This window comes from Campylobacter gracilis (genome assembly GCF_001190745.1).
Lineage (GTDB): Bacteria > Campylobacterota > Campylobacteria > Campylobacterales > Campylobacteraceae > Campylobacter_B > Campylobacter_B gracilis.
Window position 1 is genome coordinate 816,158 of sequence record NZ_CP012196.1, and the last position, 20,783, is coordinate 836,940.

Below are 20,783 nucleotides of genomic sequence, written 5' to 3' on the forward strand. Positions count from 1 at the left end.
GTCAAAAACGGTAAGATTTTGGTAACATTATCTGAAAAATATTTTTTAGTTTTAAATTTTAAATTTGGTATAATTATTGCTATGATAGAAATTTTGCTTATAGAAGACGATCTTGAACTAGCCGAGCTTTTAAAATTTGCATTGGCAAAAAGCGAGATTGGCGTAACCATAGTCACAAATCCGCTTGAAGGACTTAAAATTTTAAATGAGAAAAATACTTTTGATGCGTTGGTTCTTGATCTTGGCTTGCCTAACATGGACGGTCTTGAAGTGTGCAAGCACGTAAGACACAGCTATCCATCTCTACCTATCATCATATCATCGGCTCGCAGCGAGACGCTAGATAAGATAAAGGGTTTTGAGCTTGGGGCGGATGACTATATGGCAAAGCCATACGAGCCCATAGAGCTTGCATTTAGGCTAAAAGCAATACTTCGCCGAGGGATACAAAATAGCAACGACTCTAAAACTTTTTGCGTCGATAAACAAAGGCGTATCGTCATAAAAAATAAAGAGGAGATAGCGCTAACGAAAGTGGAATTTGACATTTTTATCTATCTTTATGAAAAAGAGGGGATGGTTATACCAAGAGAAGATATTTTGATAAGCTTGGGTCAGGCGAAATTTCAAAGCGGACTAAAAAGTATCGATGTGGCCATAGGACGCTTGCGTCAGAAAATAGGAGACGATCCTAAAAATCCGCGATTCATTCACCCCGTGCGCGGTATAGGGTATAAATTTATCAATGCGTAATATATCTATAATAAAGCTAATATCGTTTTTCTTTTTTGCCGCGCTCATTACGGTAAATTTGGCATTTTTTATCGAGTCAAAAAGGCAGGTAAGAGACGCGGAGTACCTTACTTATGAGCGCTTCATGCTAGGTATGCGTATACGAGGACAAGTAGAAGGTAACGCAGCTAAGCAGCTAGCGCAAATCGGCCTCAAAAATAGCGAGCTTGATCCTATTAAGATCAGGCAAGGCGGCGAGAAAATTTTTAGCGACTCGTATACCGATATGATAAGGTATAACAAAAAGTTTTATTTTGTGCCTAGATTTTCTTCTATTGATCCTAAAATGTTTTCGCGCATTATGGATGCGGCAGGACTTAATATATCAAACAAAGATGACATCGCGAAAAATGATGTGCCTTTAGAAAATTTAGAAGAAATTTCTTCGAATGGCATTTGGATACTCTGGCTTGTAGTAAATATCGTGATGGTCGCATTTTTTATAGCAGTTTTAAAAAAGCTACTAAGGCTTAGAAATTTAAAAAACATGATAAGAAGAGCGGGAGAAGAAGATAAATTTAGACTAATAAAAGTAGAGGCAAACGACGAAATAGGCCAAATCGCCGGCGAATTTAATACGACGATGCAAAAAATAGATGCGATAAAGCAGGCCAGAGCGCTGTTTTTACGCAACATCTTGCACGAATTTCGCAACCCGATAATGAAAGGGCGGATCATGGCGGACATGATAGCCGAAATCTTACAAGACGATAAATTTAAAAGTAGATTAAAACAAATTTTTATAAGGCTTGAAATAATACTGGGCGAAGTCGTCAAGGTAGAAAAACTAGTATCCAACGAATGGGAGCTTAAGAAAAATAAACACCGAGTCATAGACATCATCGATCACTCGGTAGATATGCTTTTGATAAAAGACACGAGCCGCATAGAAGTGCGAGCAGATGGTGAGATAAGCGCGGTTAAGGTTGATTTTGAGCTTTATGCGACCGGAGTTAAAAATTTGATCGATAATGCCTTAAAATACTCTAGCGGCAAAGTCCTTGTAAATATAGATAAAAACGCCGTCTGCATAAGCAGCATGGGAGACGAGCTTGAACCGGAAAGACTCGACTTTGATAGAGCTTTTAATAGAAAAATCGAAACCTCAAGCTCGGGACTAGGTCTTGGGCTTTATATAGCAAATCAAATTTTTAAAAAACACGGCCATACCCTAAAATATAAGCATGAAGATGGTAAAAATAATTTTCTGATTTGTTTCATAAACGCTTGATCTAAAAATAACTTGCTTATTAATACTTATAGATTATTTTAGGCTAGTTATTTGCGCCGATTAATTCGTTGATAGAGTCTAACAAATCTGTTATTAATAGTACAGCGATACCCCTCCCCCTGCGATGTCTGCTAATTTTTTACTTTACGATCATTCCGAGATTTTTAGATATTTAGTCACTCCATAGAAGTCACAATAAGGTGGCTGCATAAGAATTCGCACGCGCACGCTAAAATTTAATGGCTCTTTTGCCGCGCAGAAAAGATAAAATTTTAGTAGAGTACGGCGTGAGGGCGTCTGAATTTAAACGTGATCGTTTTGGTTGATACGTGACGTTAAATTTTTGCTACTTGTTAAGACTATGGTGATGGGTAATTTTAAAATTTTGATTTTGGCGCAGGTAAAATTTAACGACAGCGTGTTCTGTCGGCGAGGTATAATGTTGTGGGTATTTGGCAGTATATCGACGTAGTGGCGATTGGCAAGTGTTGCATATAAACGAAGCGAATTAAAATAAGAATGCGGATGAAATTAGCGTTGCGTGATACATATAAATAGCAGCATCTCCCGTAAACGATGTGATTCGCGATAAAATTTTGCGTAAATTAAGGCTAAATTTAGCCGGAGAAATGAGAACAGATTTAAAATTTAACCGTTTTTTCAAGCGAATTTTGCCACAATTGCGCTCAAATTTTGTTGGGGCGAAAGATGAAAAAATATACCAAGCAAATCCTCGCGATGCTCGCGCTAAACGCGATTTACAGCGGCTCAGGGATCTTGATTTTAAGCTTTATCAATAAATATTTGCTAGGAGAGGGCGAAAGAGGCGGCAGGATCATCGCGCTATTTTTCGGGCTTTTGGCGATATTTCTGCTGCTTTCGGTGCTAAGCCGCATCATGCTTTGCAAGATGGAAAACGACTTCGTGTTCGATCTGCGCACCAAGATCATCAAGCAGATCATCGATACGAAGTTCGAGCGCATCGAGGCTGCGTCGAAGGCAAACCTGCTTGCGTCCCTTTCTAGCGATATTTCACGCCTGACCGAGGGCTTTATGCGCATCTCCGAGCTGATCCAAGGCGCGATGATCGTGCTATTTTGCGGCATCTACGTGTTATACATCGCGCCTATGATGTTTGCGTTTTTATTCGTCTGGATCGGCGCGCTGATGATTTTTAATCGCTTTTTGATGAAAAAAGTCATGCAAAATTATGATCTGTACCGCCAAAACGAGGACGTTTTGTATAAAAACTACGCCGCGGCGATCGAGGGGCACAAGGAGCTGTCACTAAGCCTAGCCAAAGCAAAGAGCCTATACGAAAACGACTTTTTGCCCAACGCGCAAAATTTGCGCCAAAGCTCGCTGCGAGCCGAGGTTTACGGCGCGTTCGCGAGTAATTTTATGAACGTGATGATGCTAGGCGCCGTAGGCTTTGTGCTTTATTTCGGGCTCAGCGGCGGTAAGGCCGATCTTGCAAACGCCGTAACGATCGCGCTTACGGTGCTTTTTTTGCGCGCGCCTTTGATGATGCTCATATTCTCGCTTCCTAGCGTGCTGCGCGCCAAGATCGCCTACGCAAAGATCAATGAGCTAGGTCTAGATCCATTCGTGCAGGGCTTTGAGCTTGCGCAAATGCAGCCGTGGCGCAGCCTGGAGCTTAAAGACGTGGGCTTTTCGTATCCAGACGGGAAATTCGGCATCAAGGGGGTGAACTTACAGCTAAATGCGGGCGAGACGGTGTTTTTAGTCGGCGAAAACGGCAGCGGAAAATCGACGCTTTTTATGATTTTGGCAGGCCTTTATACGCCGCAAGCAGGTGAAATTTTAGCCGACGGCGCGGCTCTTAAACCCTCTGATCTGCGCGCCTACAGCAACAACATAAGCGCGGTTTTCAGCGATTTTTATCTTTTCGACTACGCTACTGGCGATGCGGACATCGCGCGCGAGTGGCTGGCGCTTACGCACCTGCAGGATAAGGTGGGGCTTAACGAGGCTAAATTTAGCACCACTAGCCTATCTAGCGGGCAGCGCAAGCGTTTGGCTCTCGTAAGCGTGCTGATGGACGGGCGAAAATTTTTGATGCTCGATGAGTTTGCCGCCGATCTCGATCCGCAGTTTCGCGCGGAGTTTTACGAGCGGATTTTGCCCGAGCTGAAATCGCGCGGATATACGATCTTTGCGATCTCGCACGATGATAAATACTTCGGCGCCGCAGATAAAATTTATAAGATGCAAAGAGGCGAAATTTCGCGCATAAAGTAAAGCGGCGAAATTTTAAAATTCTACGCAAAATTTCGCGATGGAATTTGACGTCTAGATGAAATTTCGCCTTAGGATTTCGCTGCGAAATTCTACGATTGAAATTTAAGTGGCAAGGCAAAATTCGCTTAAAATTTTACAGCGCAAATTCCGCTTTGAGCCCCTATGCTAAAGTTTGCAGTAGATAGAATTTTGCCTCTTTGGCGCAAATTGCAAAAATTTAGCCGAAATTTACTAAATTTTGATTATACTGCACCCACAATTTAAAAAGAAAGGATAGGAATGAAAAAAGTTCTTATTGCATGTGCTGCGTTGGCGGCGTTTAGTTCGAGTGTATTCGCCGCTGACGGCGCTACTTTATATAAAAAATGCGTGGCCTGTCATGGAGCTAACGCCGAGAAGCCTTATCTTGGCGGCAAAGTACCTGCGCTAAACACCCTAAGCAAGGAAGATATCATCGCTAGCCTAAAAGGCTATAAAGACGGCACTCTGGGCGAGGGCAAGGGAAAATTTGGAATGATGGGCGTTATGAAAGGTCAAGCGGCTTCGCTTAACGATGAATCGATCGAAGCGCTAGCCGATTTCATCGTCTCTAAAAAATAATTTCAAACTTCATTCGGCGGGCTTCGCGCTCGCCGAGCTTCGCTTAATTTAAAATTTCAAAATTCTACGCTAATATCACGTAAAAATTCCAAAGGCTCATAATGTTTAACGGACTGATCAGAGAGATCGCGCAGGTCGCGAGCTTTAGCGGCGATTTGCTGCGACTGCGCGCGAAATACCGCCCCGCACTCGGCGATAGCGTCGCGGTAAACGGCGCGTGCCTGAGCGTGACGCGGCTTTTTGCAGACGGATTTGCGGTTCAGCTTTCGAGCGAAACGGCGCGCGTCATCGCCGTGCAAAACCTGCGCGGCTCTGTGCATATCGAGCCTGCGATGCGGATTGGAGATCGCATAGACGGGCATTTGATCCAAGGGCACGTCGATGCCGTGGGCGAAATTTATAAAATTTCAAAGCTTGCAAGCGGCGTCGATTTTTTTATCCGCGCGCCGCTGCATATAGCGCCGCTGCTAGCGCCGAAGGGCTCGGTAGCGATCGACGGCGTGAGCTTAACGATCAACGAAGTGCTTGAGGGCAGCGGCACGCCCGGGCGAAATTTTAACAGCCAAGGTCTTGACGGCGGAAATTTTACTCGTAAAGAGCCGCGCGGCGCAAATTCTAACGGTGCAAGCTCGCACGGGCCAAATTCTAGCGGCTCAAATTCCGTTCGCGATCTAAACTCCTCGGACGCAAATTTAAAGAGCGGAGCGCAAAGCTGCGCTATTCGCCTTACGATCATCCCGCTCACGCTCAAAGATACGCTCTTTGGATCCTACAAAATCGGGCGTCGCGTAAATATCGAGACCGATCTGCTTGCGCGATACGTCGCGGCGCAGCTGGGATTTGCCTGCGGACAGCCCGTCGGACGCGGCACTGTCGCGGCGCGCGATGAGAGCGCCAAGGGCGAAAAAGAGGGGCTTTCGTGGGACGCGGTAGATAAAATTTTGAGCCTGTATTAAGCGGCGTGCGATGGATAAAATCGAAATTTGCAGAGAAAATCTTGAGTTTGTATTGGACCGACGCGGCGTGCTGGCGGGCTTTAGCACGCGGCTTGGCGGCGTAAGCGGCGGAGCCTACGCAAGCCTAAATTTAGGAGATCACGTAGGTGACGATCCGCAAAGCGTCGCGCAAAACCGCGAAATTTTAGCCGCCGCGCTCGGTATCGCGCCTCGAAATTTAAAATTTATGCGCCAAATCCACTCAAACCGCGTTGAAATTTTACGCGCAGATAGCGATGAAATCCCGCCATGCGACGGGCTTATAACCGATCTGCGCGGCGTGGCGCTGTGCGTGCTGGTAGCGGACTGTTCGCCCGTGCTGATCGCGGACGAGCGGCGCGGCGTGGTTGCTGCGGTGCATGCAGGGCGCGCGGGCGTGAGCCAGCGGATCTGCACCAATGCAATAAATTTGATGAGCGAGCGCTTCGGCTGCGTCGCTGCAGAGATGAAGGTATTCGTGGGCGCGAATATTAAGGCGCGAAACTACGAACTTGGCGAGCTTGATCTGGGCGAGTTTGAGCGCTACAAAACGCAGGGGCATTTCGATCTAAACGCCGCACTTCGCGACGAGCTCGCAGCTGCGGGTGTGCGAAACGTTAAATTTGATCCGCGCTGCACTTTTGAGAGCGAGCGGCATTTTTCATACCGTAGAGATGGCGTCACGGGGCGCTTCTGCGGCTTTGTGATGAATAAACTATGCCGATGAAAAGCAAAACAGGATATAAAATTTCTCCGCGAGACTGCCGAAATTTCCCGAAACTCTATAAAATTTGACGTAGAGGCGCTGCAAAGCGAAACGGCGAAAAAGAGGCGAGATTGCGGTGCGACATCGCAGTCAAGAAGGCTAAAAAACGTAAAATTTACAATCAAAAATCCAAAGCAAAGGAGAAAATATGCTGTTACTTAAAAACGCCGATCTATACGCGCCCGAGCACGTCGGTAGGAGCGACGTTTTGCTCGGTGGAGGTAAAATTTTAGCCGTTTCTAAGGGGCTTGATTTTCGAGTCGATGGGCTTGAAATTTACGATCTAGAGGGCAAAATTTTAGCACCCGGACTCATCGATCAGCACGTGCACATCACGGGCGGCGGCGGCGAGGCGGGTTATCACTCGCGCACGCCCGAAATAACGCTATCACAGATCATCCGCTACGGCACGACGACGGTCGTGGGGACGCTGGGTACGGATGGGTGCACGAGGAGCCTCGAAAATCTCTACTCAAAGGCCAAAGCGCTTGAATACGAGGGCATTTCGACCTTCATCCACACAGGCTCTTATGCGCTGCCTAGCGTCACATTTACTGGCTCCGTCACGCGCGATCTGGTGCTCATCGACAAGGTCATCGGCTGTAAGATCGCGATGAGCGACAACCGCGGCAGCTATCCGACCTCTCAGGAGCTCATCAAAACTCTAACACAGATTCGCATCGGCGGCATGATCTCGAAAAGAGGCGGCGTGCTGCATATGCATATGGGCGGTCTCGCGGATAAATTTGACCCGATTTTTAGCGTGATCAAGGATTATTCGTTCCCGATTAATTACTTCTCGCCGACGCACTGCGCGCGGACAAAGGAGCTTTTTGACGAGGCGATCAAATTTCAAAAAATGGGCGGCTATATCGACATTACGAGCGGCGGAAGTAAATTTGCCCCGCTTCACGAAGCCATCGCGTATGGGCTAGCTAACGGGCTAAATTTAGAGCGCCTAACGATGAGCTCGGACGGTAACGGTAGCGTGCCTAGATTTGACGAGAACGGCGCGCTGGTGGGCTACGGCTGCGCCTCGTGCGAGACGAATTTAGAGGTCTTGCAGGCCTGCGTGAAAAATAAAATCCTAACCATCCCGCAAGCGCTAAGCATGATGGGCAAAAACGTCGCAAAATACCTAAATCTAGGCGGCAAAGGCGAGATAAAAGTAGGCTTTGACGCCGATTTTGCGGTATTTGACGAAGCCCTAAACCTAGATAGCGTGATCGCGAAAGGGGAGTTTTGCGTGAAAGAGGGCAAGCTCGTGAAAAAGGGATTTTTTGAGTGAAATTTAAAGCAGATGCCGCTTTTTAAATTCGGCGAATTTAAATTTGACGTATAATCTTACTCGCGCCATTTGCGAGCATCTCATCTTTTTTTGCAGCGCAAAATTTAACCGCGCCGAGGTTTGGATTATATTAAATTTAGCTTTAATTTAGCTATTTTTAAATATAATCTCAGCTTCAATTCACACACACCAATCCTAAAATTTGGTTGCGTTTGTTAAAAACAGATGTTAATGGGTGTGGAGGAGAAACCTAAATTTCGGGGCAACCCACAAGGAGAAAACTCATGGTAACAATGAGAGATTTGCTAGAGTGCGGCGTTCATTTCGGACACCAAACACGCAGATGGAATCCGAAGATGAAAAAATTCATTTTCGGCGAGAGAAAAGGTATCTACATCATAGATCTACAAAAAACTATCCGCTACTTCCGCTACACTTATAATATCGTGCGCGATGCGGCTGCCGAGGGCAAGACGATACTTTTCGTAGGCACCAAAAAACAAGCCGGCGCGACGCTAAAAGAGTACGCCGAAAAATGCGGCATGCCTTATGTGAGCCACAGATGGCTAGGCGGCATGCTGACGAATTTTTCTACTATCAAGCAATCGATCCGCAAGCTCGAAGTAATCGAGACTATGGAAGAGGACGGCTCGATAAATTTACTAACCAAAAAAGAGGCGCTAATGCTTCGCCGCAAAAAAGAGAAGCTCGAGCTTTATCTAGGCGGCATTCGCAATATGAAGGGCCTTCCTGATATGATCTTCGTCATTGACGTAGTTAAAGAAAAGATCGCCGTAGCGGAAGCTAACCGCCTAAAAATGCCGGTTATCGCGCCTTTGGATACGAACTGCGATCCGGACGTAGTTGATTTCCCGATACCCGGCAACGACGATGCGATCCGCTCGGTTCAGCTTTTCTGCCAAGAGATGGCTGAGGCGATCAACGAAGGCAAGGCGCTTCGCGATCAAGATGCGAGCGAGGATGTCGAGCAGAGCGAAGCCGTCAGCGACGAGGAGAAAGAGGAAGTCGTAGCCGAGGCGATGAGCGAAGAGGATTTTGACGTAAATGAGGACGAAGAGTAATGGAAATCAGCGCGCAAATGGTAAAAGAGCTCCGCGAAAGCACCGGAGCGGGGATGATGGACTGCAAAAAGGCTTTAGTTGAAACAGACGGCGATATGGATAAGGCCGTTGATCTGCTTCGCGAAAAGGGCCTTGGAAAGGCTGCTAAAAAGGCCGACCGCCTAGCTAGTGAGGGTCTAGTAAGCGTCGAAGTGGGCGCGGATCACAAGATCGCCACGATAAGCGAGATAAATTCCGAAACCGACTTCGTAGCTAAAAATCAAAATTTTATAAATTTAGTTAAAAATACTACTCTACATATCCAAAGTAAAGGCATTAGCAGCATTGATGAGCTAAATTCCAGTATCATCGACGGCGTTAAATTTGATGAGCATCTAAAAAGCCAGATCGCTACGATCGGCGAAAATTTGGTCGTTAGAAGATTTGAGACGATCAAAGCGGGTGCAAACGGCGTAGTAAACGGCTACCTGCACTCAAACGGTCGCGTAGGTGTAATCATCGCAGCAGCTTGCGACAGCGAGCGAACTGCGGAGGGTGCGAAGGATCTTATAAAAAATCTCTGCATGCATGCAGCCGCGATGAAACCTCAGGTTATCAGCTATAAAGAGCTTGACCCCGATTTTATCGAGAAGGAATTTTTGGCTCTTAAAGGCGAGTTTGAGAAGGAAAATGAGGAGTTTGTGCGTTTAGGTAAGCCCCTTCATAAGATCCCGCAGTTCGGCTCGCGCGCGCATATAAGCGATGAAATTTTAGCCAAAGAGATCGAAGCTCTAAAAGACGAGCTTCGCAAACAAAATAAGCCTGAAAAAATTTGGGATAAAATTTTGCCGGGTCAGATCGATCGCTTCATCGCCGATAATACCCAGATCGATCAGCGCCTCACGCTGCTAGGGCAATTTTACGTAATGGACGATAAGAAAACCGTCGAGCAGGTGATTGACGAAGAAGCTAAAAAACTAGGCGGCAAGATCGAGATCGTAAAATACGTCCGCTTCGAAGTGGGCGAAGGCCTAGAGAAAAAAAGCGAAGACTTCGCAGCCGAAGTAGCGGCTCAAATCGGCTAAATATGGAACTTCTAAAGGGCGTAAATCTTACTCACGCGTATGATTATTCGCTCTTTGAAAATGTAAGCTTAAGCGTCCAAGAGAGCGAGAGCATCGCTATTTTGGGCGTTAGCGGCTGCGGCAAATCGACCTTGCTTCATATTTTATGCACGCTTTTAAAGCCGAACTCGGGCGAGGTGATCTACGGCGGGCGCAGTATTTACGAGCTAAGCTCTGATGAGAGACTTAAAATCCGCCGCAACGACTTCGGTATTATATTTCAATCCCACTACCTTTTTAAGGGCTTTTCCTCTGGCGAAAATATTGAACTCGCCGCTAAACTTACGAATAATGCGATAGATGATGAAATTTTAAAAAAGCTTCAGATCGAACATACTTTAAAGCAAGGCGTGGGCGAGCTTAGCGGCGGACAGCAGCAGCGCGTGAGTATCGCTCGTATACTTTGCAAAAAGCCGCGCATAATCTTTGCCGACGAGCCTACTGGAAATTTAGACAAAGATACCGCAAACGAGGTCATGGACGTGATTTTTGATTATATAAAATCCAGCCGTGGCGCACTCGTGCTCGTGACCCACGATGAGAATTTAGCGCAGAAATGCTGCAAAGTTTATCGCCTAAATAACCGAAATTTAGCGCAAATATAAGCAATTAATAACCAAAAATATCTTACAATAGCCCAAATTCTTTCTAAAAGGTCATAAATGAAAATTCTACTTGACAATCACAATGAGCAGGTTGCAAGTGTCGTAAATATTTGCTGCGAGCGCATCGGTGCGGATCTGGTAGCATATAGTGCAGACGAGAGTGAATATGATTTGACGATAAAAAATTATGAAGATGGCGATGATATTTCAAAATTTGATCTTAATAAAACGCTGTTTCTGACGCCTAAGAATGTTTCGGTGCCAGGAGCGCGATACACCCTTACTAAGCCTTTTTCGCCGCTTGAGCTCATTACGTTTATTAGCGAATTTTCGGTTCAAAATATGAGTGTGCAGGCGAAAGAAAAAATGGCGAAAGAATTTGCCGATGCAAGCTCTGTGATGAAAGAGATCGATGCGATTGACCAGGCAAATTCCGCTTCGGGCAGTAATTTTGAAGAGCTTGTGGATAGCTTTTATGACTCCGGTAAGGATATACCGCTTTCACAGCTGGCAAACGATATAGCGCCCGAGATTGCAGATGATGTGCCGCTTTCGCAGTTGGTAGGTGATATGCCGCGCACGGACGAGATCGCAGATGATATTCCGCTCTCACAGCTTGCAGATGAAGCAGCTCTTGCGGACACCATCGCCGATGATACGCCGCTTAACGCCGTCGCAGAAAAGATTGCGGATAATATCGCAGACGATATGCCTCTAAACTTAGCTGCTAGCGATATCCCTGAGGATGTGCCGTTAAATAGTATCAGCACAAGCGAGCCTGCCGAAAGTAATCACACGCCTCAAGATGAAATTCCACTCGCAAAGGACGATGCTCCGATAGCTCTAGCGGCGCTAGATGATGAAAATCCTAAGAATTCCAAAACGGATAAAATGCAGACAGAAGATGAAATTCCTGCCACACGGGCAAGCGAAACTTTACCGCTTGTACAGCAAGATGAGCTGCAAAGAGCTAGCAGCTCTAATGGAACTGCTGTTGAAAAAAAGGCAGACGCTGCGCCTAATCTAGAGGAAGCGAAAGACTTTGCGGACGTTACGCTTAAACAGCATGAGTCAGACGGCTCATTTGCCTATAAAACAGAGGAAAGAAAATCTGCCTCGCAAGTAGTGCAAGATGTAGCCGGCGCGCCTGTTAACAGCGGATTTGATATGGATTTTTCTAGGCTTTTCGATAGTGCCGGCATGCCCGTGGAGGAGTTTGGCGGATATGATAATTTTGCCACGGCTGCGTTTGCTTCTGATGAAAAAGAGGATAAAAAATCTGCGCATGATAAAAATACAGCGGCTACGGATTTTCAAAAAACGCAAATTCCGTCTCAATACGAGGTCGCTTCAGATATGCCGATTGCGTTAGCGGGTGCGGGCGATATACCTCGCGAAAATCTTTATAATGCCGTTCCGTTTCAAAGCATGGAATTTACTGGCGGACTTGCACAGAATACGCCTATGTCTGCTCATAATGAAGCATGGAATTCAATTGGCGCAAATTTCGCAGCTTCTGCAAATTCTAGCAATACCGGGATTATAAATTCTACTCCTGCGCCGAATTTTTCGGAGCTAAACTTACCGCACATATTAGATGCCTCAGATTTACCGAAGCAAAGCGAGCAAGCCAATAGCGTTGCCGGCGGGTTTGCGGATGGATTTTTGCGCGCTATGGAGGGCGATTTCGCAAACTCGTTTGCCGAAAGCTCCGCAGATAGCGAGCAATTTAAATCTGGTAAGCCCGCAAAGAGCGCCGCGCAGCAGATAAAATTTAATGCTTCAAAGGCTTCGGAGCGCACCGAATTTAAATCTCCTAAATTTGGTGTGTCCGAGCAGGTAAATGAGATGAAATTTGGCGCACAAGCTATGCCGAATGAGCTTGCCGCTTCGGCTGCGGCGGAGTTTGCCAGCCTTATGGCAAGCGAGTTAGAGCTTAGCTCTAAAAGCGAGCCGCTGCGTAACGAGCACAGTAAAAAACCGAGCGCCGAGGAGCTGAAAACCAAGTTGCGCGATGATCTAGAAGCGGGCATCGCAAGTACGATCGAGAGATTTGCGGGTAGCAAGGATGCTAAAGACGCGCTGAAGGACTTTAAGATCAATATCGACATATCGTTTGGAGACAGATAGTGAAAGGCAAAATTTTGCTCGTCTCCGGTCCCAGCGGCAGCGGCAAAAGCACGCTCATAAAGCGTCTTATCACAGAATTTGGCGAGCAGATATACTTCTCGATCTCCTCTACGACGCGCGAAATGCGTGCGGGTGAAGCAGATGGCGTGAATTATCATTTCATAAGCGAGAGCGAGTTTCGCGCAGGCATCGAGCGCGGAGAGTTTTTAGAGTGGGCGTTGGTCCACGGCAAATACTACGGTACTTCGCTAAAAGCTGCTACGAGCGAGCTTGAGCGGGGTAAGATCGTGATTTTTGACATCGATGTGCAAGGATATGAGATCGTGCGCGGAAAAGTACCTAAAAACGAGCTTACCAGCGTATTTATTACTACGCCGAGCTTGTCAGAGCTTAGGGATAGGTTGCGCGCTCGCGGCGATAATGATCCCGCCGATATTGCTTTACGCCTGCAAAACGCGCAAGAGGAGATGGAGCGCCTAGGCGAGTATGATTATTTCATAATAAACGACCGCCTGGAAGCTGCGTATGAAAATTTAAGATCAATCTACAAAACTATCAAACTAGAAACGGCAAGCCGCGACATAGGCAAGCTAATCGAAATTTGGAAAATTTAAAGGAGAAAAAATGGGCGTAAGCGTTCAACAACTGCTAATTATCTTAGCGATCATCGTGTTACTTTTCGGAGCTAAAAAGATCCCTGAGCTCGCAAAGGGCGTGGGCAAGGGCATAAAGACTTTCAAAAAAGAGATGGAAGAGGACGACGAACCGCAAAAGGTCGAGAAAAAGATGGAGCAAGAGATCAAAGACGCCGAAATCAGCGATACTAAAAAGGCGTAAAGGATTTGAAAAATTTAGTCTTAAATGAAATTTTTAAAATTTTATCTCGCAAAGTCGTTTTAGAAAAACCCAAAGATAAAAGCTTGGCTCATTACGCCTCGCCCGAGGCTTTTGCGCTGGCTAAAGAGCTGCGAAAGGCGCCAAAGCTTATCGCCGAGGAGCTTGCGGCTAAATTTAAAGACAGCGAAATTCTAAGCGCCACGGCGGTGAACGGCTATCTAAATTTTCACCTAAAGCCCGTCGTGTTGGGTGCGCTTGCTGAAAATGCCCTTAGACTGGGTGGCGATTTTGCGAAAAACGACGCCGAGCTTGGACGTGGAATTTTACCAGCTTCGGAAAGGATTTGCGCGGGCGAGCCTGTTTGCAACGGCTTTGCTGCAAATCTAGCTGCGAGCGGCAATGACGCCGCCAAATCGCAAAATTCCGCCGCTAGGCAAAATTTTATTTCGCAGAATTCCGAGGCGGCGTCAAATTCCGTTGCTGTGCCAAAATGCGATGAGGCGCGGAATTCCGCCGCCGCGTCGCAAAAAATTCTGCTTGAATACATCAGCGCCAATCCTACAGGTCCGCTTCATATCGGGCACGTGCGCGGCGCCGTTTACGGCGATACGTTTGCGCGCATCGGAGGCTATCTGGGTCACCGCGTAGATACCGAGTACTACATCAACGATGCGGGCAATCAGATCGAGCTTTTGGGCACTTCGATCGCGCTTCGTGCGCGCGAGCTTGCGGGCGAGGACGTGAGCTATCCCGAGAAATACTACCGCGGCGAGTATATCGATGAGATTATCCCTCTTGCGCACGCCCAATTCGGCGATGAAATTTTCCGCGACGAATCGCGGATCTTGCAGCTTGCGGAGTTCGCTAAGGACGAAGTGCTAAAGATCATCCAAAAAGATCTCGCAGACGCCGGCATTCATATCCAAAACTGGGCTAGCGAAAAGAGCCTCTACGGCGAGCTTGAGCCAACGATTAGGAAGCTTGAGCGCAGCGGCAAGATGTATGAGCAGGAGAGCAAAATTTGGATCCGCTCATCGCAGCTCGGAGATGAAAAGGATCGCGTCGTCATCCGCGAGGATGCGCGCCCGACCTATCTTGCGGGCGACATCGTCTATCACAACAACAAATTTGAGCGCGGATATGAGCGCTGCATCAACATCTGGGGCGCCGATCACCACGGCTACATCGCGCGATTAAAGGCCGCCGTGCATTTTCTGGGCTACGACGAAAGCAGGCTCGAGATCATCCTAATGCAGATGGTAAATTTGCTCAAAGACGGGCAGACCTACAAGATGAGCAAGCGCGCGGGCAACGCGATTTTGATGAGCGACGTGCTCGCCGCGATCGGCAGGGATGCTATGCGATTTATCTTCATCAGCAAAAAGGGCGAGACGCCGCTTGAGTTCGACGTGGACGAGCTTGCGCGCGAGGACAGCAGCAATCCGATCTTTTACATCAACTACGCTCACGCGCGGGTCAATCAAATTTTTACCAAAGCGGGCAAACGCGAGGCAGATGTCTTGGGCGCGGACTTCGGCACGCTAGATGAAGCGGGGCTCGGCCTAGCTTTTGCGGCGCTTGGCTTGAATGAAATTTTAAATGACGCATTTAATTCGCGCGGCTTGCAGAAGCTGCCCGATTTCCTAAAGGCGCTCGCGGCGGACTTTCACAAATACTACAACGAAAACCGCGTCGTAGGCAGCGAGAACGAGGACGCGAAACTCAAGCTGTTCGCGCTCGTGGCGCTTAGTATCCGCACTGCGTTTGCCCTGATGGGCCTAAGCGCGAAAGAGAAAATGTAGGCTCTTATCAGTTGATTTTATATTAATTTCACTCAAATCGTGTTTTTATATGAAATCTTTTCCGCTTGTGTTTTTCTGCAATAAGCATAAAGTTGCTGGCAAATTTTAATGGATATGAGTGGATAATTTAAGGATTAGATATGAGAAAGACAATTAGCATCGTAGCTCTTGTCATTGCCGTTTGCGTTTTAATTAAAATTCTTTTTCCTACGCCGATTTTATCGTTAAAATGCCATTTTGACGACAATAAAAGCTGCGTGGAGCTAGGGCGAGATAAACAATCAAGAGGTGATTATGAAAGCTCAAGGACAATATTCGCAAAAGCATGTGATTTAGGAGATATCGATAGCTGCTTTGAAGTAGGTACCCTATATGATAATGGCGATAAAGTAGATGCTATAAAAGCAAGCAAATTTTATTTGAAAGCATGCGAGAAAAGTAAAGCAGTAAGTTGCCACAAGCTAGGAAATTTATACCAAAAAGGCCTCCTGGAGAAGGATTATAAAAAAGCAGTAAAATTTTATGAAAAAGCATGTGATTTAGGCTATGGCAAAAGTTGCCACAACGGTGGAAGTGTATACATTATGGGCGGTTTTGGACTAGAAGTAGATCACGAAAAGGCGTTTGAGCTTTTTAAAAAAGGCTGTGAACATGGCTTACTCGATAGCTGCTATAACGTCGCATTTTCATATCAGCAAGGCGACGGGACGCAGATGAACTATGATAAAGCTATAGAATTTTACACGAAAGCCTGCGATTTAGGCTTTTCCTATGCTTGCGGTAATCTCGGAGTTTTGTACGTTGGCGGTAGTCAGAATGTAAAGCAAGATCTCCGCAAGGCGTTAGACTATTTTGTGAGGGCTTGCGACTTAGGGAATGAAAAAATTTGTGAAAAGCTTCAGTGGATAAAAGACACGATTTCAATAGATCAACCGCAAAATTAAAATTTTACTTCATCATTGGCATAAAAGACGGTTGAGCAGTTTAAATTTAATGCGATAAGCTATTGCGTAAAATATCATAGACTTGCGGGTTGGTTTAAACTAGGCGCTTTCTTGTGCTGTTTAAATTTTAACGTCTTGCTTGCAATAATGCACTATAGGTTTACTAGTGCGTTATTTAAAATTTGCGCATCGCCGCAAAAAGGATAGATATGAGAAAGATCATCGACATAGCGGCGCTTTCGATTGCCGTTTGCATCTTGGTTATAGTGCTTTTTTGGCCGTCACCCGTTTTATCGTTTAAGTGCTACCGCGGCGATGGCGTAAGCTGCGCGCAGCTGGGGCGCGACAAGCTCTCCCGCGGAGATTACGACGGCGCCAAGCCCGCTCTTGCCAAGGCTTGCGAGGCGGGTGAGAAAGATAGCTGCTTTGATCTGGGAGCCCTATACGACGGCGAGGGCAATGCGACGCAAGCGGGAGTATTTTATGACGCAGCCTGCGATAAAAACGTCGCCGTAGCTTGTCATAAGCTAGGCAACCTGTATCAGCAAGGGCGCCTGAGTAGGGACTTCGTTGCGGCTGCTCGGCACTATGTCAAGGCCTGCGATTTGGGCTATGCCAAAAGTTGTCACAATGCGGCCGTGGTCTATTTCACGGGCGGTTTTGGGCTCGCGGCGGATCAGGCAAAGGCGGTAAGCTTTTTCGAGCGAGGTTGCGACGGAGGGCTATTGGATAGCTGCTATAACGCCGGCGTTGCGTATGATAAGGGCCTCGGCGCGCCACAGGATCGCGACAAGGCGGAGAAGCTTTACACTAAATCCTGCGAGCTGGGCTACGGCGATGCCTGCAATAATTTAGGCTATTTGTATGTGAGCAAGGGGGATCTGCGCGGATTTTCCAAGGGGCTTGGATGGGTCAAAAAGGGCTGCGACGCGGGCAATAAAAAATCCTGTCAGCTCTACGAATTCATGAAAAACGAAATTTTAAAGAAGTAGGCGCTTGGTTGCCCGGCGCACGTTTGTTAGTTTACACTGCTTGCCGTGCGCCGTCTGTTTTATATTGCTCGTCGTCTGTCGTATGGCGTCTATTTTGCGCTATCCGCCTTTCATAGCATATTTGTACTGCTCGTCGCGCGGTATTGGTTTTTGCGATGGGCTTGCTTGCGATATTGCCGCGGCGGATTTGTGAGCTTTTACGGCGCGGAATTTCGCCGCGATTTTGCGACGTGCAAAATTCGGCAAGGCGCAATAGTCAGTGCATGCGATTAGCCAAATTTAGCGGCGGAGCTTTACTTGAAATTCTATCGCTATGAAATTTTAAGGCTTAGCTCTAAATTTAGGGCTTGCAGAATCTCGACTTTAAAATTTTATGGACGGCGCTGTAAGCAAGGCAAATTTTAGATTTTAAAATTTTACGGCGCGGAATTTAGCGCGGAAGCAAAGCGCAAAGCTGTTTGAGGAGACAAGTTGGAATATGAGATCACGGGCGAGGTTCGAAATCTCCGCGTTCATGCTGCAAGAGGAAATAGCAAAATTTGGGTATTTTTCGAGATAGACGGCGTGAAGCTGCGCGGCGAGTTTAACGATATCCCCGTGGAGGAGGGCGAGCTTGCGCGCGCGTATTTCATCCGCGGAGGATATGCGGGCAGCTACGTGATTACGCGAGTTTGGGTAGCGCGCAAGCCAAGCCCCTTGCGCCGCAAGCTGGGGATCGCGACCGCCGTGTGCACGCTTGGCTTCGGCGCGGCGCTGTGGATCGTGGGCTTTGGGATTTTAAACGTCGGCGGGAGGGGCTCGCTAATTAATTTTATCTGTATTGCCGCGGCAGGATTTGGGGTGCTAAAAGAGGGCGTGGGCAATCTTAAAATGTGGCTAAATCAGCGCACGTCCAGGTAGATCGCCGCTGCGACACAAATTTCATAAATTTAATCCGCCGAATAAAATTCACTCACGCTCGCCGTATCTTTGCGGAGTAAATTTTGCTAAAATTCGCTCCGAGCGCGAAATCCGCCGCGCAAATTTAGAAAAAGGTAAAATTTTGAATATAAACGAAGCGATAGTTGCCACCGCAAAAAAGCAAAAAGAGTGCCGGCTAGCATTTGTAAAGTATCTGTTTTTGGGGATTTTATTTATAATTATACTGCCCGTGGGCGGCGGATTTGCCGTAGGCCATCTTTTTGAAAATCGCCTTGCACCGCTATTTTTCATCATTATCTATATCCCGTTTTTTCTCGCTGCGCTAATGGCTAACGCGAGCCGAGTGATCGACGAGCTGGGGGATTACAAAGCGTTTTATAAAGACGTTTTCGTCCGCGCCGCTATTCGGAGCACAGATCCAAATTTTAGCTACGATCCGAATGCCGGCATCAGCCGTAAAGAATTTCGCAAAATCGGCATCTATTCGCCCGATGAGTTTCGCGCCGAAGACCAAATCAGCGGCATTTATAAAGGCGTCAAATTTAGCCTCAGTGAAGCGATCAATATCCCAAACGGCGCGACGCTGGAGCTAAGCGATTCGGCGGCGCTAAATTTACTCTCCGCGATAGTTTTTGCTTGGTCGACGATGAAGGATATGCAGGCGTTCAGCGGCTCGGTCTTGGTCTGCGAGTTTTACAAGAAATTTAGCGGGCAAACTATAGTCGCGAGCCGCACGCTAAACACCAGATTTTTGGGCGAAAAAGAGCAGATGGACGACCTGTTTTTTAGCAAAGAATTTAGGGTCTTTGCGGATGATAAAGTAGAGGCGCGGTATCTTTTGACGCCCGCGTTTATGCAGCGTCTGCGAGAGCTAAAGGAAAAATTCGCGGGGAAAATGGGGCTGAGCGCGGCGTTTATGGACGATAAGCTTTATCTATTTTTAAACGGAGCGAAGAATAAGTTTGAAACAACGCTCTTTTCGCCGCCGCCGAGCTTAGAGGACGCCGCGGGGATTAAAAATGAAATTTTAGAGCTTTTGCGGGTCATAGATGAGCTAAGCTTGAACCCGGATTTAAGTAGGGCGGCGATTTTGGCTGATTAACGCGCGACGCTATTTGGCGGATAAAATCCGCTTGCACTACGGTAGCGCCTCGATGTCCTCTTGCAGCATGCCCGGCATTTCGTCGTTATCGTAAATTTTAGATCGTAGCAGGTCTTTTTCATTTAGACTTTCTAAATTTTATCACGACGGAATTTCACCGTGATATAAATTTAAAAATGCTGCTGCGATAAAATTCCGCCTCCTTAGAATTTTACATACCGCTAAGTTTACCGCAAATTCCGCTGCTTGAAATTTTGCAGCGTTAAGCCTCGATGGCTTTAAATTTTGCGGCGTCAATCCTCGATAAAATTCTGTAGAATTTCGCCGCAAGTAAAATTTAGCCTGCCAGCGCCTTTAGCTGTTCGGCGTTTAGCCCACCTACCAAAATATAGCTTGCATCGATGAAGCGGTAGTTTTGCTTCGGCAGGCGCGCGATAAACTCGTCGTATTCCAGCTCGGCGATCGCATGGTAGTTATCGGCGTCGTTTTCGTCGCCATCTATGCCTATGAGCGCGATCTGCCAGCGCGCGACGTCGTTATTTTTCAGCATCTCGGTGTTTTGCCATTCCACAAACGGTTTGTAGGGCAGGATGGTAGGCAGGTCTTGTGTGAGCGCGTATGAGCCCATTATCGTGCCGTCATCTCCATTTCGATAAAACCTTTGGCGCGCGCTGTAAGCGCCAAGGTACTGCACCTCGGTTAGTCGCTTGCTAAACTCGGCAGAGGGGTTGTATGAGGCTAAAATTTCATCCATCATCGCGCGGTTTATCGCAAAAGGCCTCTCTACTCCGTAGCAAAAATTTACCTCGGTATCGCCGCTTAAGTGCTGATCTATCGAATGCAGTCCCGCCGATATATCGCGCTCGTAGTCGAATTGTTCTATACTGTCGGGGGTGTAAATTTCGCCGTTTTCATCCGCGATCTCGCTTTGCAGCTGCTTGGATAGCGCCTGTAGATATGAGATCGCCAAAACCCAATCAAAGACCGTCGCGGGCGTATTTACGCGCACGGCGTAACTTTGCCGCTCCTCGTCATATCTTAGCTCCATTCCGCGCCCGCTCTTGCCCCGCACGCCCAAAATCAAGCACTCCTGCTCGCTCAAAGGCGATTTTAAAAACGCCCTTTCGTCAAAGCCCTCGGCGCTCTCGTCTATGTCAAATACCGATAGATCGGGCAGGAGCTCCAATGCCTTGCCTACGCTCATGGCGTCCGAATAGCCCATAAATAGCGGGCGCTTTTTATTTTTGACGTGAAATTCTACGCTCACCCTTTTCTCCTTTGTTAAATTGGCAAAATTATAGCGAAATTTTACCCGCCGCGGCGAGCTAAATTTGTGCTCGCAAGCCCGCATT

The 20,783-nt window shown here is 47.1% G+C and carries 19 protein-coding genes; 18 read left to right on the forward strand and 1 reads right to left on the reverse strand.

Annotated elements, in window-relative coordinates; translation table 11 throughout:
• Positions 1 to 81: 81 nt before the first annotated feature.
• The 18 genes from CGRAC_RS04250 to CGRAC_RS12480 all read left to right on the forward strand — a co-directional run bounded on the left by CGRAC_RS04250 (position 82) and on the right by CGRAC_RS12480 (position 19,431).
• Complete coding sequence (locus tag CGRAC_RS04250; RefSeq protein ID WP_040304187.1) at positions 82 to 753, forward strand: response regulator transcription factor; 672 nt, start codon at positions 82 to 84, stop codon at positions 751 to 753.
• On the forward strand, positions 746 to 2,023 hold the full coding sequence (locus tag CGRAC_RS04255) for an ArsS family sensor histidine kinase (protein ID WP_005872028.1): 1,278 nt from the start codon (positions 746 to 748) through the stop codon (positions 2,021 to 2,023). The genes CGRAC_RS04250 and CGRAC_RS04255 overlap by 8 nt, the downstream gene beginning before the upstream one ends.
• Positions 2,024 to 2,731: 708 nt before the next feature.
• Positions 2,732 to 4,285 (forward strand): cyclic peptide export ABC transporter, encoded by a 1,554-nt coding sequence (locus tag CGRAC_RS04260; protein ID WP_005872021.1) that lies wholly within the window; start codon positions 2,732 to 2,734, stop codon positions 4,283 to 4,285.
• A 279-nt stretch (positions 4,286 to 4,564) separates the two neighbouring features.
• Positions 4,565 to 4,885 (forward strand): c-type cytochrome, encoded by a 321-nt coding sequence (locus CGRAC_RS04265; protein WP_005872020.1) that lies wholly within the window; start codon positions 4,565 to 4,567, stop codon positions 4,883 to 4,885.
• A gap of 101 nt (positions 4,886 to 4,986) precedes the next feature.
• Positions 4,987 to 5,841 (forward strand): riboflavin synthase, encoded by an 855-nt coding sequence (locus tag CGRAC_RS12840; protein ID WP_005872018.1) that lies wholly within the window; start codon positions 4,987 to 4,989, stop codon positions 5,839 to 5,841.
• Between the two features lie 10 nt (positions 5,842 to 5,851).
• Entirely contained in the window at positions 5,852 to 6,586 is a 735-nt protein-coding gene (locus CGRAC_RS04275) for a polyphenol oxidase family protein (protein ID WP_005872016.1), read from the forward strand.
• A 187-nt stretch (positions 6,587 to 6,773) separates the two neighbouring features.
• Positions 6,774 to 7,913, forward strand: a complete 1,140-nt coding sequence (gene iadA / locus CGRAC_RS04280) for a beta-aspartyl-peptidase (protein ID WP_005872014.1) — start codon at positions 6,774 to 6,776, stop codon at positions 7,911 to 7,913.
• 284 nt (positions 7,914 to 8,197) lie between these two features.
• Positions 8,198 to 8,995, forward strand: coding sequence for a 30S ribosomal protein S2 (gene rpsB, locus CGRAC_RS04285; RefSeq protein WP_005872012.1), 798 nt, complete (start codon positions 8,198 to 8,200; stop codon positions 8,993 to 8,995).
• Positions 8,995 to 10,059, forward strand: coding sequence for a translation elongation factor Ts (gene tsf, locus CGRAC_RS04290; RefSeq protein WP_005872010.1), 1,065 nt, complete (start codon positions 8,995 to 8,997; stop codon positions 10,057 to 10,059). The genes rpsB and tsf overlap by 1 nt, the downstream gene beginning before the upstream one ends.
• Before the next feature lie 2 nt (positions 10,060 to 10,061).
• Positions 10,062 to 10,703, forward strand: a complete 642-nt coding sequence (locus tag CGRAC_RS04295) for an ABC transporter ATP-binding protein (RefSeq protein ID WP_005872008.1) — start codon at positions 10,062 to 10,064, stop codon at positions 10,701 to 10,703.
• A 57-nt stretch (positions 10,704 to 10,760) separates the two neighbouring features.
• The gene (locus CGRAC_RS04300; protein WP_005872006.1) at positions 10,761 to 12,833 is read left to right on the forward strand and encodes a hypothetical protein; all 2,073 of its coding nucleotides are present in this window, start codon (positions 10,761 to 10,763) and stop codon (positions 12,831 to 12,833) included.
• Complete coding sequence (gene gmk, locus CGRAC_RS04305) at positions 12,833 to 13,447, forward strand: guanylate kinase (RefSeq protein ID WP_005872004.1); 615 nt, start codon at positions 12,833 to 12,835, stop codon at positions 13,445 to 13,447. Before CGRAC_RS04300 ends, gmk begins: the two co-directional genes overlap by 1 nt.
• Positions 13,448 to 13,457: 10 nt before the next feature.
• Positions 13,458 to 13,670: a twin-arginine translocase TatA/TatE family subunit gene (locus CGRAC_RS04310; RefSeq protein WP_005872003.1), complete on the forward strand. Its 213-nt coding sequence runs from the start codon at positions 13,458 to 13,460 to the stop codon at positions 13,668 to 13,670.
• A 5-nt stretch (positions 13,671 to 13,675) separates the two neighbouring features.
• Positions 13,676 to 15,472 carry an arginine--tRNA ligase gene (gene argS / locus CGRAC_RS04315; RefSeq protein WP_005872000.1) on the forward strand — a complete coding sequence of 599 codons (1,797 nt, stop codon included), beginning with the start codon at positions 13,676 to 13,678 and terminating at the stop codon, positions 15,470 to 15,472.
• Positions 15,473 to 15,612: 140 nt separating this feature from the next.
• Positions 15,613 to 16,416 carry a tetratricopeptide repeat protein gene (locus CGRAC_RS04320; RefSeq protein WP_005871998.1) on the forward strand — a complete coding sequence of 268 codons (804 nt, stop codon included), beginning with the start codon at positions 15,613 to 15,615 and terminating at the stop codon, positions 16,414 to 16,416.
• A 209-nt stretch (positions 16,417 to 16,625) separates the two neighbouring features.
• Positions 16,626 to 17,408 carry a tetratricopeptide repeat protein gene (locus CGRAC_RS04325; RefSeq protein WP_005871996.1) on the forward strand — a complete coding sequence of 261 codons (783 nt, stop codon included), beginning with the start codon at positions 16,626 to 16,628 and terminating at the stop codon, positions 17,406 to 17,408.
• 471 nt (positions 17,409 to 17,879) lie between these two features.
• A complete protein-coding gene (locus CGRAC_RS04335; protein ID WP_005871994.1) occupies positions 17,880 to 18,308 on the forward strand; it encodes a hypothetical protein in 429 nt (142 codons plus the stop codon).
• A 142-nt stretch (positions 18,309 to 18,450) separates the two neighbouring features.
• Complete coding sequence (locus tag CGRAC_RS12480) at positions 18,451 to 19,431, forward strand: DUF3137 domain-containing protein (RefSeq protein ID WP_005871993.1); 981 nt, start codon at positions 18,451 to 18,453, stop codon at positions 19,429 to 19,431.
• Between the two features lie 337 nt (positions 19,432 to 19,768).
• Here the strand turns inward: CGRAC_RS12480 and CGRAC_RS04345 are convergent, their stop codons facing one another.
• Positions 19,769 to 20,698 (reverse strand): DUF4299 family protein, encoded by a 930-nt coding sequence (locus CGRAC_RS04345; protein ID WP_040304076.1) that lies wholly within the window; start codon positions 20,696 to 20,698, stop codon positions 19,769 to 19,771.
• Positions 20,699 to 20,783 lie beyond the last annotated feature (85 nt).